We start from the raw sequence: 16572 nt of genomic DNA, 5'->3' as shown, positions 1-16572 counted from the left end.
GTTAGGGATATGGCGCGAGATTTACGGGGATTTATTAAAATTCTGGAAGAAAGAGGACAATTAAAGCGAATTTCGGCTTTAGTAGACTCTGAGCTAGAAATTGCGGAAATTTCCAACCGGATGCTACAACAAGGTGGTCCAGGTTTAATCTTTGAAAATGTCAAAGGTGCATCTTTCCCCGTTGCTGTCAATTTAATGGGGACGGTAGAAAGGATATGCTGGGCAATGAACATGGAAAAACCAGAGGAGTTGGAAACTTTGGGTAAGAAGTTAAGTATGCTTCAGCAACCCAAACCCCCGAAAAAGATTTCTCAAGCGATAGACTTTGGTAAGGTGCTGTTTGATGTTGTCAAAGCGAAACCGGGAAGGGATTTTTTCCCCGCTTGTCAACAGGTGGTTGTGGAAGGTGATGATTTAGACTTAAATAAGTTGCCTTTAATACGTCCTTATCCGGGAGATGCCGGAAAGATAATTACACTGGGATTGGTAATTACCAAGGATTGTGAAACAGGTACGCCAAATGTGGGTGTGTATCGTCTACAACTGCAATCTAAAAATACCATGACCGTACACTGGTTATCAGTGCGGGGTGGTGCGAGACATTTACGTAAAGCGGCAGAACGTGGTAAAAAATTAGAAGTGGCGATCGCCCTTGGAGTCGATCCTTTAATCATTATGGCAGCAGCCACACCCATTCCCGTAGATTTATCAGAATGGTTATTTGCGGGACTTTATGGCGGTTCTGGAGTACAATTAGCCAAATGTAAAACAGTAGATTTAGAAGTACCCGCAGATTCAGAATTTGTTTTAGAAGGAACTATCACCCCAGGGGAAGTTTTACCTGATGGTCCTTTTGGCGATCACATGGGATATTATGGCGGTGTGGAAGATTCGCCTTTGGTGCGGTTTCAGTGCATGACTCACCGCAAAGACCCGATTTATCTTACCACCTTTAGCGGTCGTCCACCCAAAGAAGAAGCAATGATGGCGATCGCCCTTAACCGCATCTATACCCCAATTTTACGGCAACAAGTATCAGAAATAGTTGACTTCTTCCTGCCAATGGAAGCATTAAGTTACAAAGCAGCAATTATTTCTATTGATAAAGCATACCCCGGACAAGCAAGACGAGCAGCTTTAGCTTTTTGGAGTGCCTTACCCCAATTCACCTATACAAAATTTGTGATAGTTGTTGATAAAGATATCAACATTCGTGATCCGCGTCAAGTTGTCTGGGCAATTAGTTCCAAAGTTGACCCAACCAGGGATGTATTTATATTACCAAATACCCCCTTTGACACCTTAGACTTTGCTAGTGAAAAACTCGGTTTAGGGGGGAGAATGGGCATAGATGCAACCACCAAAATACCCCCAGAAACAGAACACGAATGGGGCGCACCTTTAGAATCTGATCCTGATATTGCTGCAATGGTAGAAAGACGTTGGGCAGAATATGGTTTAGCAGATTTAAAGTTAGGAGAAGTTGATCCTAATTTATTTGGTTACGATATGAGATAGGTGACAGGTGACAGTGAATAGAGAATAGGGAATAGGCAGGAGATAGAAGGCAGAAAGCAAATTTTTCTCCCCATCTCCCTATCTCCCCACCTCCCCATCTTCCTATCTTCTGGATATCATCCTTGCATCCCAAGTATAGAAACCAATTTGGTTAGGAACTCTAGAAAATCTACCTGTGCGATGACCTCTAGATAATTCATTGAGAACCTTATTTTTCACCTCTCTGATTTCCCGATCATCAAGTTCGCCATAGATACCATTAATGACTTCATTCACACCAAAAACTCGTCCCCGATGTTCACCTAAAAAAGATGTCAAAGCATCAATTAAAAATTGACCCTCATACTGTTTGAGCATGGGAATATCATTAGAGTGTGTTACAGCCACAGGCTTTTTTCTTCTACTTTTACTACGAGTAGATGAGCCATTTTGATGATTAGGATCTAACAAACTTAAAGCCAGAGTATAACAACCAGGTTCGTTAGGAATAGCCGACCAATAACCCCTTTCTCTACCTTGAGTCAGAGAAGATTGAACCCTACCTTTGACGATTTTAAAGATAGTAGATTCTAACTCACCATAGAGCGATCGCACAATAAAATCTATATGGCAAACAGTCCCAGCATATTCATGCAATAAAATCCTTAAAGCTTCCATCCGACTCAAGGATTTATATTCAGGAAGCATGGGAATTTCCGCCCCCTTCGTAAAATGTTCATAACTATCCAAAGAAGTATTTCTCGGATGAGAAACTGCTGTTTTTGTAGCCGCAGCACTTGCACCATTTGTTTTCCATTCTTGAGAGTGAGAAGGTTCTGACTCTACAGACTCCAACAAGTCTAAATCAGACTGATGATCTGATGCCAAAAACAAACGAGAACCTTGTTGATCACCAGATTCTAATTCTGAAACTTCATGTTCATCAGTATAGGACCAAGGAGACAACAAAGCTTCCACATGATCCAATTGCGATCGCGCTTCAATAAATAGCCGTTGGTACTCTTGTGCAAGACCAGCATAATAGTCTCGTAATTTCAACAATGGTCTAATAAATACCTCTGAAGGAGGTTGTAATTGTTCTTGGGTGTTCATATTACTTCAATTATTCTAATTCAATGTCACTTTTGTAATTCATCGCATGAGGCTTGAGTTTTCTCGCATCATGAACAGATTTTTTCGGAGGTTGAGGAGGACGGCAACTTTCACAATATAAAGGTCTAGGTCCAAAGGTTTCCCGTTTTGTCGCTTGATTACATTCTTTACAAACAAAATGAAAAACACGAGTGTGAATCTGTCTTTTATGCGCTCTAACAGTATATTCTCTCACATCAATGATCTTGGTAGCCATAATTTAAGAATTGCCCAGTTCTGTAATCTTAATATAGCTATTCAAGCAAACAAAACAATTTCAGTGTGTGTTTTACTGCAAGTTTTCTTCAAATCCTTAAAATAAAGTCAAATAGGATAAACATTTGTATGGTTAAGAATAAACAGCAAAGCCATCTCCACTTCTGAGATTTTGCCGCTAATTTCCCCTTTCCTGAAGATGACATTTGATATTTAATTTAAGTCTTTCTACTTGTTCATCTCTATCTACTGATCATCTGGATAACTTTGCATAAATTTGATAGTCAAACCATCCTCCTTATGGAGTAAATTGCCCGATCAAGTTGTTGATATGTTGTAATTTATGATTTATTATTTATTTTGTTTGAGAAATAGATCCCTGACTTGTGGTCAGGGATATCCTTGATCTCCTGACTCCTTGATATCCTATTATTGGGACTCCACAAAATCAGCATCAATCACATCTTCACCCCGATTTGTGTGCGGTTGAGGTTCTCGACTACTTCCATCTGGACTTACATCCGGTCTTCCCGCTTGGGCATAAACCGCACTACCAATTTGCATCAAGGTTTGCTGTAATTCACTGCTAAGAGACTTAATCCGATCAAAATTATCTTGATTGATAGCTTCCCGCAAATCTTTGACTAACTCATCAACTCGACTTATATCAGCAGCACTGACTTTATCACCCAAGTCTCTGAGTTCTTTTTCTGCTTGATAAACTAAAGAATCAGCTAAATTCTTAGTATCAATTTGTTCCCGTCTTTTTCTATCTTCCTGTGCATGAGCTTCCGCATCCCGCACCATTTTTTCTACATCTCGTTTATCAAGAGTAGAAGCACCAGTAATAGAAATTGACTGCTGTTTATTAGTGGCTTTATCCTTAGCAGTCACGGAAAGAATACCATTAGCATCAATGTCAAAAGTCACTTCAATTTGCGGTACACCTCTGGGCGCTGGAGGAATACCATCTAAACGAAAAGTACCCAAACTTTTATTATCTTTTGCTAACTCTCTTTCACCTTGTAAAACATGAATTTCTACATTACTTTGACCATCAGCCGCAGTAGAAAAAATCTCTGATTTCTTCACAGGAATAGTTGTATTACGGCCAATGATTTTAGTCATCACACCGCCCAGAGTTTCCACACCTAAAGATAAAGGAGTGACATCAAGCAGTAAAATATCTTTAACTTCACCTGATAAAACACCCGCTTGAATAGCAGCACCTACCGCTACAACTTCATCAGGATTCACACCTTGACAGGGATCTTTACCTGTCATTCTTCTCACTAATTCTTGCACAGCAGGAATACGAGTAGAACCACCAACTAAAACAATTTCATCAAGTTGGGCATTTGTCAGTTTTGCGTCTTGCAGTGCTTGTTGGACTGGTTTACGACAACGATCTAAAAGATCCGCCGTCATCTCCTCAAACTTAGCCCTTGTTAATGTCATATCCAAATGTTTTGGACCTGCTTGGGTAGCAGTAATAAAGGGCAAATTGATATTAGTTTGAGTGGCGCTAGAAAGTTCAATCTTTGCCTTTTCTGACGCTTCCGTTAATCTTTGTAATGCCTGTTTATCTTTCCTTAAATCAATACCTTCATTAGTTTGAAATTCATGTGCTAACCAATCAACAATCTTTTTATCAAAGTCATCACCACCTAAATGAGTATCCCCACTGGTAGATTTAACTTCAAACACACCATCACCAACTTCCAAAATAGAAACATCAAAAGTACCGCCACCAAGGTCAAATACTAAAATAGTTTCATTTTGTTTTTTATCCAAACCATAAGCTAATGCTGCTGCTGTTGGTTCATTGATAATGCGGAGAACTTCTAAACCAGCAATTTTACCTGCATCTTTAGTAGCTTGTCTTTGGGAATCATTAAAATAAGCAGGAACAGTAATTACTGCTTGAGTAACTTTTTCTCCTAAATATTTACTAGCATCATCAACTAACTTTCTCAGAACTTGGGCGGAAATTTCTTCTGGTGCAAATTGTTTATTAACTGCGGGACAACTGAGTTTTACATTACCATTACTATCACGTAAAGTTTTATAGGAAACTTCCGTTGCTTCATGGGTAATTTCTTCATGTTTGCGCCCAATGAACCTTTTCACAGAATAAAAAGTATTTTCTGGGTTCATTACCGCTTGTCGTCTAGCAATTTGACCTACCAAACGTTCACCAGTTTTAGTGTAAGCTACCACAGAAGGAGTGATGCGTTGTCCTTCAGAATTAGCTATTACTAAAGGTTGCCCACCTTCCATCACAGCAACACAAGAATTAGTAGTTCCTAAATCAATTCCTACTACCTTTGCCATATCTTCCCCCTGGACTTGAGTAGAAGTTTTTCAGAAGTGCTATTCTCTCGTTCCCAGTCTCAGACTGGGAATGCTATTACAGAGTCTCTGACTCTGCTATCACTAAAGGCAGAACCTTCAATAATTCATTCCCATACAGAGTATGGGAACGAGAAAATGAAATGTAAACTGAATGTGGGATGGGCATCTTGCCCGTCACAGGCTAGAAACCTGTGCCACAGGTGTTCATATCTCAAATGGAAATGCTATAGCTGACTGCTGATAGCTAATAGCTTAAAAATTAACCGAGATTAACTTTGAAAGCTTTTTGTTTTTCTGGTTCTGCTTTCGGCAAGTTCAACCGCAAAATACCATCTTTATATTCTGCGTTAACTTCTTCATGTTTTACTGTCGAAGGCAATGGAATTACCCGTTGGAATTTACCATAACGAAATTCGGAACGAGTGTAACCTTCTCTTTCAGTTGTTGTTTCAGACTTCCTTTCACCAGTAATAGAAACAGCTTCAGGAGTGACTTCAACATTCACATCTTTAGCTTCTAAACCAGGTAGTTCTAGTTTCAATTTATAAGCATCATCAGTTTCTTCGAGTTCAGCAGCAGGGATAAAAGTTAACCCTCCTCTTTCACCTCCATCACCTGGTATCATTCTTTCAAACAAACGATTCATCCGCCTTTGTAAAGTATCAATTTCGCGGAAAGGGTCCCAACGTTCAAGTTCGCGGAAAGGTTCTAAACGTTCAAGATCGCGGATAGGGTCCCAACGAACTAATGCCATAACTATCTCCTATACAATGCTGTATTTGGCTTGCGGAGGCTTAATTTTCAGCTTCACAGATGGTAAACTATACTCGTATATTTTTTAAATCTTTTATTGCGTGAAGCTTGATCTTTTGCTTCCTAAATAAACCATAACACCAAGATTTAAATTTAGTAGGTTCGGTTTTATAGCTATAAAAATCGCAATAGCCGTACCTGCTCTTATGTTTCACAATTTGTTACAAAATCTCTCTAAAAAATACACCTTATGTTAGTTGTAAATATCTCAATATTACCCTCAGTTATCAATGGACAATTGATAATTGATAATTAATTGTTTAATTCCAGCTTTAAAACCTCCTATCTCCAGGGAAAAAGCTAAAAATGCCGCTTTTTCAATCTTCTTCTTTTAAGGGGGAGGTAGTTGTCAATTGTTCGTTGTCAATTGTTCATGATTGAAGGCTATGCAGCAGTCAATTTTTTATCAAAAAAACAGAAAATAAAAATCCCTCTTAGGTAGAGTTATTAAGTAAAAAAAATATATTCATTCTAACTTATGAGATATATATTGTAGTAAAACTTTTTCATGTTCACGAATAAAAAAGTGATCACCAGGAAACTTATATAAAGAAAAAGCTGCTGTCGTCTGTTCTTGCCATGCTTCTAATTCATAATCAGTAAATGTGGTATCTTGTAACCCACCAAAAACACTAATGGGAAAATCAAAAGGTGGTTGATGGGTGTAAACATAAGTTTCTAAAACTGTAAAATCAGCCCGGAGAATAGGCAGAAAAATTTGGATCAGTTCTTCATTTTCTATGACACCATCAGGAGTACCATTAAAGTTGCAAATTGCTTGCCAAAATTCATCATCTGGTAAGTTATAAATTTTTCTTTTTGTGGGTGTAACTTGGGGAGCATTGCGAGCAGATATAAATAAATGCAATGGTGTTAAATTATAATCTGAACGCAGTAAACGAGCTAATTCAAAACCAACGAGTCCACCCATACTATGACCAAAAATAGCAAAGGGTTTATCTAAAAATGGGATGAGATTTTTCGCTATTTCTTCAACTAAAGGCTGCATTTTTGTGTAGGGAGGAAATTTCATTTGTTTTCCCCTACCAGGAATTTCTATAGGACAGACTTCAATGCTTGGGGGTAAATGACTAGGCCAGGTGCGAAATACCATTGCGCTACCTCCTGCGTAGGGTAAGCAGAATAGGCGCATTTTTGCTTGGGGGTTGGGTTTGGGGCAAGTTAGCCAGGCGTTAAAGGTGGTTTTGGTGTTCATAATAGGGTCTAAGTAAGTAGGCGTTAAAAATTGTCGTTATGACAAGGCAAGAGGCACTCATGCAAGAGACAAGAGGTTTTTAGTTTCCGAAAATATGAGGTACATATTTAGCGGGCAAGACTCGTACTGAACGGTTAGTGAGCGCAGTCGAACTATGTTGAAGTATGCCCGCACCACAAGAGTTTCATTATTATGATTTGTAACTCTTATAAATGAAATCTGCTGTATAATTTCATGCAGGGGTAATTCATGAATTATCCCTACATGAATAAAACCTCTTAAAAATCAACCCCCCGCTTCAATTCCACACCTTGATTAGCGTAATGTTTATGACAATAAACTTCAGAATGAATACTGGCTAAATCAAAGTATGCAGGTTGATTTTGACAACGCCCAGTAATAATTACTTCTGTGTCTTTTGGTTTACGCAGCAAAGCCTGTACAATTGGTTCAACAGGGAGTAATTCTAAATCAACAGTGGGATTAAGTTCATCGAGGATGATAGTTTTATACACACCAGAAGCGATCGCTGTTTTGGCAATTTCCCAGCCTCTTTCCGCTTCTACATAATCTAATTCTTGGCGAGAATTACGCCACACGATCGCATCCCTTCCACAGCGTAAATGATCCACTACTTCAGGATAAGACTGCTGCAAAGCGGCGATCGCTGCATCTTCAGTATATCCACTGCCACCTTTTAACCACTGCATAATTAATACACGAGTAGAACCAGGATGATTAATCCCTCTACCTATTGCCTGTAAAGCTTTACCCAAGGCACTCGTAGATTTACCTTTACCCGCACCAGTATAAATTTCTATACCTTCAATTAATAATGCTTTTGCTGTGGGATGGTGTTGGGGTTTCATTTCCGAATGCAGATCGGCAATATCTAATAATTGTTGCGGTGCTGCCCGACCTGTGGTAATAATTTCTAATTCCTGGGGTTTAGATTTTAAAGTGTTTACCACCTCATCCACAGGAAGCAAACCCAAATCTAAAACCGGGTTAATTTCATCTAAAACCACAACAGAATATAAACCAGAGGCGATCGCACCCTTGGCCACATCCCAACCCCGTGCTGCTTCTGCGCGATCAAAAGGGGTAATTTTATCATGTCCGAAATATTCCGCTCTACCAGTGCGAACCTGATCAATTAAATGGGGAAAACCACGCTGCAAAGCGGCGATCGCTCCATCCTCATCATAATCACGTTCTGGACCCTTCAAAAACCTTAACAGTAACACACGATGAAAATTACTCTCAGCATTAATACCCAGTCCGATAGAGCGCAGAACCACCCCTAAAGCCGCTTGAGACTTACCTTTACCCACACCATCATAAACATGAATTTGACCCGTGAGGCGTTCAGAACGTACTTGCGCTGTGCGAATACCGATGCCATTTCTTGTCATTTTTGGAAAACTGTAGAAAAGCTGTAACGTGGCTGTTTCTGATCTTACCGAACCTCTGGACTAATTCACCAACAGTCAGCAGTCAGTAGTCAAAACCTAAAACCCACGTAGGTGGTTTTTGTCTGTATAGCCACGACTTCCAGTCGCTGGAACAATTAGAGAAAAAATGATCAGAAAAATGAGATAATTTACCCCATCATCCGTATAATCTCAGTTATACTTTCATGGTACATCAAGAAATTGATTCAATGTTATACCTCCTGCATCCTGCAATACACTGTATCTAAAATCCTCAATTACCATCCTTTCCTGCCTGGGTTCAATCTCAAATCTCAAACTTTATCATTTATTGATGCTTTATGTCAGACGAATTAACATTACCGAGAATTTTACCCCTTGGGGCAATTTTGTTTGAAACTTTATTTTTATTAATTGCCATTCCCCTAGAAGGGTATATTCTCAATAGATCACTCAAATTTGACAAAAAAACCAGCATTTTTTACGCCATAGCTATGAACGTTTTTTCCAGTGTCATTGGCTGGAATGTATTTTTTATGGTCGAACCAATATTAGCTGTAGGTATCAAGTCAGAATTGATTAGTTATATATTTTTTAATACCTTTAAAAGCGCCAGCATACAGAATTCTCTAATTCTCATGGGCTTTCTGGTTTTCTTTGGTACATTTTTGGTCAAGTTTGCATTGTTAAAACTCTTGATTATTACCTTATATGAAGGTGGTAAAAAACAAGAAAGCACAGACACATCTCAGAGCCAAAAAATCCTCATTAACGAAAGACTTAAATTACAAAATACCAGCTTAATTACTACTACTTTAATCGCCAATTCCTTGAGTTACACCGCTATTTCATTAATTTTAGTCATTCGTGGTTTTGTTATTAGGAATTAAATTGAGAACCCAAGTGAAAACATCAGCCAGATAAAAATAGATAAAAATAGCTAAAAATAGGTGCAAATATGAATTCATCATTGTTTAAAGAAGTAATACAGCTATTTAAATTTGTTCAAGATTTATTTTTGGGCATTCAAAAACTGATCATGCCTCCCAAAGCTTTTTCCTGGCATACATTTATATATTTAAGCCTTTTCGCGTGGGGAAATTCATATTTTGCCACAGGACCAATCAAAGATATCATTGCCTTAACAGGTTGGGGATTTTTAATTGCAGGTACAGCTTGGTATACCACCGATGATCCTGCAAGAGTTCCTGGAACTTTTATGCCAGTAGGTGCATTATTAACTGGGTTTTTAGTCAGTGTATTTGCTTTTGGACATCAAGAAAATGTAGTTACACCTAGAACCATAGTTCTTTGGCCAACAATTGCAGCTATAATTACAGCAATCCCAGAATTTTTCTCAGGAACAGGTACATCAACAAAAGCTGCCCTTCCCAAATTAGAATCACGCCAAAAAATCATTATTTTACTTGCTTGGTCGATGTTGATAAGTTGCTGGATTCAATTTTACTTTGTCATAGATAAATGGTTAAAAGAATATCCCAGTTTATCCGCAGATAATTTTCAACGCAGCACCTTTGTAATTAAACTAGAACCAAAAGCGAAAAGACCAGAAAACGGTAATATGATTTTAAATAAAATTCAACCATTAATACAAGATGAAATATCTAACCGATCTTGGTCAGAAGTAGAAAGATGGTTACTAGAAGCTAACCAACAAGTAGGAAATTTGGGTAAAAGAATGATTAACCAAAACCTCAGCGAATACGAAGAAAAAGGACTATGGAAAATAGAACCACGTGTAGTCAATATCAAATCTGGTTATAGATTAGATATCCTCAGTATTTGGCAAGGACCAACTGCTAATGGTAGGGGATTTTATCTGCAAAAATCTTGTCAAATTCAGCCAGTATCAACTGTTAAAATTCCAGAAAATAAAAATGCGGTAGCAGCAATTAAATGCGAACGCAACAGCAGATTTTTCCTTGGTTCACCACCACCACAACAGTAGATTTATTTACCAATTACCAATTAACCATTACCAATTACCCATTACCAAAAAATATGAACGCAGTCAGAACATTTGTAATGGCAAAAAACGTATTTCAGGAAGTGATACGCGATCGCATCCTCTACATTATCGGTTTTTATGCAATTATCCTTGCTGTTGCTAACCGGGCAATTTTTGAATTTGCAGCTACAACCCAAGACAAAATCTTTTTAGATGTGGGTTTAGCAGTAATGAATGTCATCGGTTTAATTGTTGCAGTCTTTATTGGCACAGGACTTGTCAACAAAGAAATTGAAAAACGGACTATTTTCATGTTAATTGCTAAACCTATCAGCCGTAGTGAATTTATCACCAGTAAATACTTAGGTTTATCAGGTGTGTTGGGTTTACTTATAGCATCCATGACATTTATTTATTTGGTGTTTTTGCAACTTGGTAAAATGTCATATCCCCTACCCAGCATTCTTTTAGCCGTACTTTTCTTATTTTTACAATTAACTTTAATTACTGCTGTGGCTGTCACATTAGGAGTTTTTACCAGTTCCTTAATAGCCACAGCTTTAACATTTGCCGTCTATTTAATGGGCTATATTACCAAAGATTTAGTCGCATTAGGTCGCCTCAGTGAAAACCCTGCGGTAGAAAGAATCACCCAAGGTTTATATCTCATACTTCCAGATTTATCTCGCTTAGATTTAAAAAATGATGCTGTTTATGGACTACAAGCAATACCTGACACCATGACACTATTAAGTAATGCTGGTTATGGCTTACTTTACAGTTTCATGTTGTTAGCGATCGCTATTTTCATCTTCTTGAAAAAAGAGTTTTAAAGGTGATTGGTGATTGGTGATTGGGTAGTAATTGATAATCATCAATTATCAATTATCAATTATCAATTTTCTCCCCATGTTTGTAACTGCAAATAAACTAACACCAAAGTCACCACTAATAACACAGTAGCAACTGCGGCGGCGTAACCAAAATCAAATTGACCAAAAGCTTCTTGATAAGTGTAATAAACTAACAAATTAGTAGAATTTAAAGGACCACCCCCTGTAATCACATAAACAGGTTCAAAACTTCGTAATGTAAAAATTCCCGTGGTGACAGTCGCAAAAATTAAAGTAGGTCTTAATCCTGGTAAAGTAATATGCCAAAATTGCTGCCAACTATTTGCACCATCTAATTCTGCTGCTTCATAAAGACTGAGAGGAATAGCTTGCAACCCAGCCAAAAAAACCACCATATTAAAACCTATTTGTTTCCAAATACTAAATAAAATTATCACAGGCATTGCCCAAAAAGTATCACCTAACCAAGATATGGGTGCAACACCAAAAAAATCTAAAAATCCATTCACAGGACCAGTATTTTGAAACAACCAACGAAAACCTAAACCAGCCGCAACCAGTGAGATAATAGAAGGGAGAAAATAGGCACTTCGCAAAAGTCCCCGCAAAGCTAAAGAACGATCTAATAATACCGCTAGTCCCAAAGGAATCACCAAACTGGGAACAAGACTACCAAAAGTAAAATAAACAGTGTTAAACAGAACTTGCCAAAAATCAGAGTTAAGCAACAAACGCCAATAATTTTTCAAACCTACCCAATAAATACCCGATGAAGTAAAACTACCAGCAGTAAAACTGAGATAAAACAAATAGGCAATAGGCCAAATTATAAATAAACCTAACAAAATCAGTGCTGGTGTGAGAAAAACCCAAGCCGCAGCAGTATCATTATCTAGTAGTTCCGAAGGAGAAAAACGGGATGGTTTCATGATAATCTTAGACATTCACAGTATATTCATAATTTTATGAGAGTTTATGAGTCAATATTACCCCATTGATGGCACACCTAGTCTAGTTTCTCCTGATATTTCTCTGGAAAATTCACAACCTAGCAACGTTTTGAAACTGGGAGTAATGGCTTCAGGAAACGGTAGTAATTTTGAAGTAGTTGCCCAAGCTATCCAAGCAGGGAAACTCAACGCCCAAATTCAAGTTTTAATTTACAATAATCCCACAGCAAAAGCCGCAGAAAGGGCAGCAAATCACGGAGTAAAGGCTGTATTATTAAATCATCGTGACTATAAAAAGCGCGAATATTTAGACAGAGAAATTGTCAAAACTTTTAATCAACATGATGTAGAATTAGTGATTATGGCTGGCTGGATGCGTTTGGTAACACAGGAATTAATTGACGCTTTTCCTGATAAAATTATTAATATTCATCCCAGCTTATTACCGAGTTTCAAAGGTGTGCGGGCTGTAGAACAAGCATTAGAAACCGGAGTGAAAATAACTGGTTGTACTGTACATCTGTTACGTTTAGAAATGGACAGCGGACCAATTATCATGCAGGCCGCAGTCCCAGTATTACCAGATGACACAGCAGAAACCCTACACGCAAGAATCCAAATTCAGGAACACCGCATTTTACCATTGGCCATTGCTTCCCTCGCTGACAGTTGACAGTTGACTGGTGACAGGTGACAGGTGACAGTTGACAGTTGACAGTTGACAGTTGACAGTTGACAGGTGACAGGTGACAGGTGACAGGTGACAGGTGACAGGTGACAGGTGACAGGTGACAGGTGACAGGTGACAGTTGACAGTTGACAGGTGACAGGGGGAATTATATTTTACCAATTACCAATTACCAATTACCAATTACCAATTACCAATCACCAATCACCAATCACCAGTATAAATGCTACAATCCTCAGTTAGAAAATTTTAGGATATCTCCATGTCAGTTTTAACTAACCCCATAAAGTTTGGTACTGATGGCTGGCGGGGTGTTATCGGTGATGAATTTACCTTTGAACGCCTAGCTATAGTTGCCCCAGTCGCCGCTAAAGTATTATATAATACCTATTATTCTACGGTCGGTAGCCGTACCATCATTGTCGGTTACGATCGCCGGTTTATGGCAGAAAATTTTGCCCGTGCTGTCGCTGATGCTGTCAAAGCAGTGGGTTTTGATGTCCTGTTTAGCGAAACCTACGCACCCACTCCCGCTTTTAGTTGGGCTGCAAAAGACCTCAATGCTTTAGGCGCGTTAGTCATCACCGCTAGTCATAATCCTGGTGCATATTTAGGTTTAAAAGTCAAGAGTGCTTTTGGTGGTTCTGTGCCTCCAGAAGTTACCAAAGAAATAGAAGCACTATTAACAGAAGCAGTACCAACCGCAACGACTCCAGGAAAAGAAGAGACATTTGATCCCTGGCCTAGTTATTGTCAAGCATTAGAAAAGAAAGTAAATATTCACGAAATTCGCCAAGCAATATCATCAGGTAAATTAACATTATTTGCTGATGTTATGCACGGTGCTGCTGCTAGTGGTTTGGTTAGATTATTAGGCGAAAAAGTTAAAGAAATTAATAGTAACCGTGATCCTTTATTTGAAGGAGGAGCGCCCGAACCTTTACCAAAATATCTTTCCCGATTATTTACAGAAATCAAAAATCATGGGGAAATTAATAACAATAATAACTCATATTTAACAGTAGGGTTAGTATTTGATGGAGATTGCGATCGCATCGCCGCAGTAGACAAAAATGCTAATTTCCTCAGTTCTCAAATCTTAATTCCCATCTTAATAGATCACCTCAAAACCAGACGCAACTTTACAGGGGAAATCGTTAAAACTGTCAGCGGTTCTGATTTAATTCCTCGTGTTGCCGAATCATTGAATTTACCTGTATTTGAAACCGCCGTTGGTTATAAATACATCGCTGATAGAATGTTAGATACAGAAGTATTATTAGGAGGTGAAGAATCGGGAGGAATTGGTTATGGTAGTCATATTCCTGAAAGAGATGCTTTATTATCAGCATTGTATGTATTAGAAGCAGTAGTAGAATCGGGTTTAGATTTAGGGGAATATTATCAAAAATTGCAGCAAAAAACCAATTTTTCCTCAGCCTATGATCGGATAGATTTACCCTTAGCGAGTATGGAAGTGAGAGGAAAATTATTACAACAATTACAAACCCAACCTTTAACAGAAATAGCAGGTAAAAAAGTCATTGATTGTAATACAATTGACGGTTATAAATTCCGTCTCGCTGATCAAAGTTGGTTAATGATTAGGTTTAGTGGCACTGAACCAGTATTACGCCTTTATTGCGAAGCACCAACTTTAGAACAAGTCCATCAAACCCTAAATTGGGCTAAAACTTGGGCAGAAGGAAATTAGAAAGGCAAAAGGCAAAAGGCAAAAGGCAAGAGTTTAATATTAATTAATAACCCAATGCCCCATGCCCAATGCCCCATGCCCAATAACTAATAACTAATAACTAATGACTAATAACTAATGACCAAAACACTCGTAGTAGCCACAGGAAATCCCGGTAAATTGCGGGAAATGCAAGCTTATTTAGCTGATTCTGGTTGGGAATTAATCTTAAAACCAGCAGATTTAGATGTTGATGAAACTGGAGAAACTTTTGAAGCCAATGCTTGTTTAAAAGCTTCAGAAATTGCCAAAGCTACAGGAAAATGGGCGATCGCCGATGATTCCGGTTTAGCTGTAGATGCACTCAATGGCGCACCTGGTGTATATTCTGCCCGTTATGGCAACACTGACGCAGACAGAATTGGGCGATTATTACGGGAATTAGGAGATACTAAAAATCGTCAAGCTCAGTTTATCTGTGCCGTAGCAGTTGCGAATCCTCAAGGAGAAATAGTTTTACAATCTGAGGGTATTTGTAAAGGTGAAATTCTCTATGAAATTCGTGGAGAAGGTGGTTTTGGTTATGATCCGATTTTTTATGTCCCAGAAAAGCAGTTGACTTTTGCCGAAATGTCACCAGAATTGAAAAAGTCAATTAGTCATCGCGGTAATGCTTTGAAAAATTTAGTTCCGCAGTTGGTGAAGTTTAAAATTTAATCATCAAGTTTTACTAGCAAAAAATTATGCCGTAACTTGCATATTTCCTGTTAAAATCCAAAGAGAAATAGTTGCTTTAATTTCCTGACCAATTTTTTGTTCAGCTAGTCTGAGTTCATAATTTTTCTGCAAATTCATCCAAAATTCAGCACTCATCCCAAAAAATTGTCCTAAGCGTAAAGCGGTATCAGCAGTAATTGATCTTTTACCATTAATTATTTCGGTAATGCGATTTTTGGGTACATGAAGTAAACGAGCTAATTCACTTGCACTTATTCCTAATTCATGCAGTTCATCAGCTAAAATTTCTCCAGGATGAATAGGTGGACGCGCCATATTATTATCCTTCAGTGATCAATCCCACATTACGCACTTCATTTTGTAATATATAAAAACTACAAAAATTGGGGTTAATGGTTGTTGAATGGCGATCGCCAAAGGTCTGTAGTTCATACGTTTAAATACTGAATTATGTAAACATTTTTTGTAAAAATAATTGAAGTATTAACGTATGACATTTTGAAGTGCGGAATGTGGGATCAATGGAGACATATTGTAAATAACTGCTATATAAAACCTAGACAAAGCTAGACTTTACTTTCTACTTCAACGGGAGCATGGGAGCGGTTATCCCTCTGTAGACTTTCACGCCTTAGCCAGACGCGATAACATGATTGCTGCATTTAGATCCCTATCTATTTGCAAACCACAGTTCTCGCAGTGATAAATTCTTTCAGATAAAGAAAGACTATCTTTTCTATGTCCACAGTGAGAACAGGTTTTGCTTGATGGATAAAATCTATCAGCAATTATAATTTCACAACCAAACTTTTTAGCTTTATATTCTAGCTGACGCTTAAACTCATGAAACCCACAATCAGCTATTGCTTGAGCTAATTTATGGTTTGATAGCATCCCTGAGACGTTTAAATCTTCTACTACTATCTTGGCGTGGTTTTTGCATAAGTAAGTAGTAAGTTTATGAAGAGTATCTTTTCTCAGGTTTGCTATTCTTGCAT

The 16572-nt window shown here is 38.2% G+C and carries 16 protein-coding genes; 7 read left to right on the top strand and 9 right to left on the bottom strand.

From position 1 onward, the window contains the following. Positions 1-9: 9 nt before the first annotated feature. The gene (locus IQ237_RS14945; RefSeq protein WP_194056479.1) at positions 10-1518 is read left to right on the top strand and encodes a UbiD family decarboxylase; all 1509 of its coding nucleotides are present in this window, start codon (positions 10-12) and stop codon (positions 1516-1518) included. Positions 1519-1620: 102 nt separating this feature from the next. On the opposite strand, the gene IQ237_RS14940 is transcribed toward IQ237_RS14945, so the two are convergent. The 6 genes from IQ237_RS14940 to IQ237_RS14915 form a co-directional block, all read right to left on the bottom strand. Continuing rightward, the gene (locus IQ237_RS14940) at positions 1621-2610 is read right to left on the bottom strand and encodes a hypothetical protein (protein ID WP_194056477.1); all 990 of its coding nucleotides are present in this window, start codon (positions 2608-2610) and stop codon (positions 1621-1623) included. A gap of 10 nt (positions 2611-2620) precedes the next feature. After that, complete coding sequence (locus IQ237_RS14935) at positions 2621-2866, bottom strand: hypothetical protein (protein WP_194056475.1); 246 nt, start codon at positions 2864-2866, stop codon at positions 2621-2623. A 428-nt stretch (positions 2867-3294) separates the two neighbouring features. Continuing rightward, positions 3295-5199 (bottom strand): molecular chaperone DnaK, encoded by a 1905-nt coding sequence (dnaK, locus tag IQ237_RS14930; protein ID WP_194056473.1) that lies wholly within the window; start codon positions 5197-5199, stop codon positions 3295-3297. 280 nt (positions 5200-5479) lie between these two features. Next, on the bottom strand, positions 5480-5974 hold the full coding sequence (locus IQ237_RS14925; RefSeq protein WP_194056471.1) for an Hsp20/alpha crystallin family protein: 495 nt from the start codon (positions 5972-5974) through the stop codon (positions 5480-5482). Positions 5975-6499: 525 nt separating this feature from the next. Further along, positions 6500-7249: a thioesterase II family protein gene (locus IQ237_RS14920; protein ID WP_194056469.1), complete on the bottom strand. Its 750-nt coding sequence runs from the start codon at positions 7247-7249 to the stop codon at positions 6500-6502. Between the two features lie 278 nt (positions 7250-7527). After that, the gene (locus tag IQ237_RS14915; RefSeq protein ID WP_194056467.1) at positions 7528-8664 is read right to left on the bottom strand and encodes a cob(I)yrinic acid a,c-diamide adenosyltransferase; all 1137 of its coding nucleotides are present in this window, start codon (positions 8662-8664) and stop codon (positions 7528-7530) included. A 359-nt stretch (positions 8665-9023) separates the two neighbouring features. On the opposite strand from IQ237_RS14915, the gene fraC reads away from it, so the two are divergent. The 3 genes from fraC to IQ237_RS14900 all read left to right on the top strand — a co-directional run bounded on the left by fraC (position 9024) and on the right by IQ237_RS14900 (position 11484). Then, positions 9024-9572 (top strand): filament integrity protein FraC, encoded by a 549-nt coding sequence (gene fraC / locus IQ237_RS14910; protein ID WP_194056465.1) that lies wholly within the window; start codon positions 9024-9026, stop codon positions 9570-9572. A 68-nt stretch (positions 9573-9640) separates the two neighbouring features. Further along, positions 9641-10651: a septal junction protein FraD gene (gene fraD, locus IQ237_RS14905; protein WP_194056463.1), complete on the top strand. Its 1011-nt coding sequence runs from the start codon at positions 9641-9643 to the stop codon at positions 10649-10651. 53 nt (positions 10652-10704) lie between these two features. Further along, entirely contained in the window at positions 10705-11484 is a 780-nt protein-coding gene (locus IQ237_RS14900) for an ABC transporter permease (RefSeq protein ID WP_194056587.1), read from the top strand. A gap of 62 nt (positions 11485-11546) precedes the next feature. Here the strand turns inward: IQ237_RS14900 and IQ237_RS14895 are convergent, their stop codons facing one another. After that, positions 11547-12434 (bottom strand): carbohydrate ABC transporter permease, encoded by an 888-nt coding sequence (locus IQ237_RS14895; RefSeq protein WP_194056462.1) that lies wholly within the window; start codon positions 12432-12434, stop codon positions 11547-11549. 46 nt (positions 12435-12480) lie between these two features. On the opposite strand from IQ237_RS14895, the gene purN reads away from it, so the two are divergent. From purN to rdgB, 3 genes are all read left to right on the top strand, one after another. Further along, complete coding sequence (gene purN / locus IQ237_RS14890) at positions 12481-13128, top strand: phosphoribosylglycinamide formyltransferase (protein WP_194056460.1); 648 nt, start codon at positions 12481-12483, stop codon at positions 13126-13128. Positions 13129-13405: 277 nt separating this feature from the next. Beyond that, positions 13406-14857, top strand: coding sequence for a phosphoglucomutase/phosphomannomutase family protein (locus IQ237_RS14885; protein ID WP_194056458.1), 1452 nt, complete (start codon positions 13406-13408; stop codon positions 14855-14857). Positions 14858-14974: 117 nt separating this feature from the next. After that, positions 14975-15553 (top strand): RdgB/HAM1 family non-canonical purine NTP pyrophosphatase, encoded by a 579-nt coding sequence (gene rdgB / locus IQ237_RS14880; protein WP_194056456.1) that lies wholly within the window; start codon positions 14975-14977, stop codon positions 15551-15553. A 24-nt stretch (positions 15554-15577) separates the two neighbouring features. Here rdgB and IQ237_RS14875 read toward each other — a convergent pair whose 3' ends face one another. Next, a complete protein-coding gene (locus IQ237_RS14875; protein WP_194056454.1) occupies positions 15578-15889 on the bottom strand; it encodes a HigA family addiction module antitoxin in 312 nt (103 codons plus the stop codon). A 309-nt stretch (positions 15890-16198) separates the two neighbouring features. Beyond that, on the bottom strand, positions 16199-16572 hold a 374-nt coding region (locus IQ237_RS14870; RefSeq protein ID WP_194056452.1), incomplete at its 5' end, for an RNA-guided endonuclease TnpB family protein.

The organism is Sphaerospermopsis sp. LEGE 08334 (assembly GCF_015207205.1).
GTDB lineage: Bacteria > Cyanobacteriota > Cyanobacteriia > Cyanobacteriales > Nostocaceae > Sphaerospermopsis.
The sequence above is the reverse complement of the archived record's forward strand: the minus strand, read 5'-3'. Positions and strand labels throughout refer to the sequence as shown.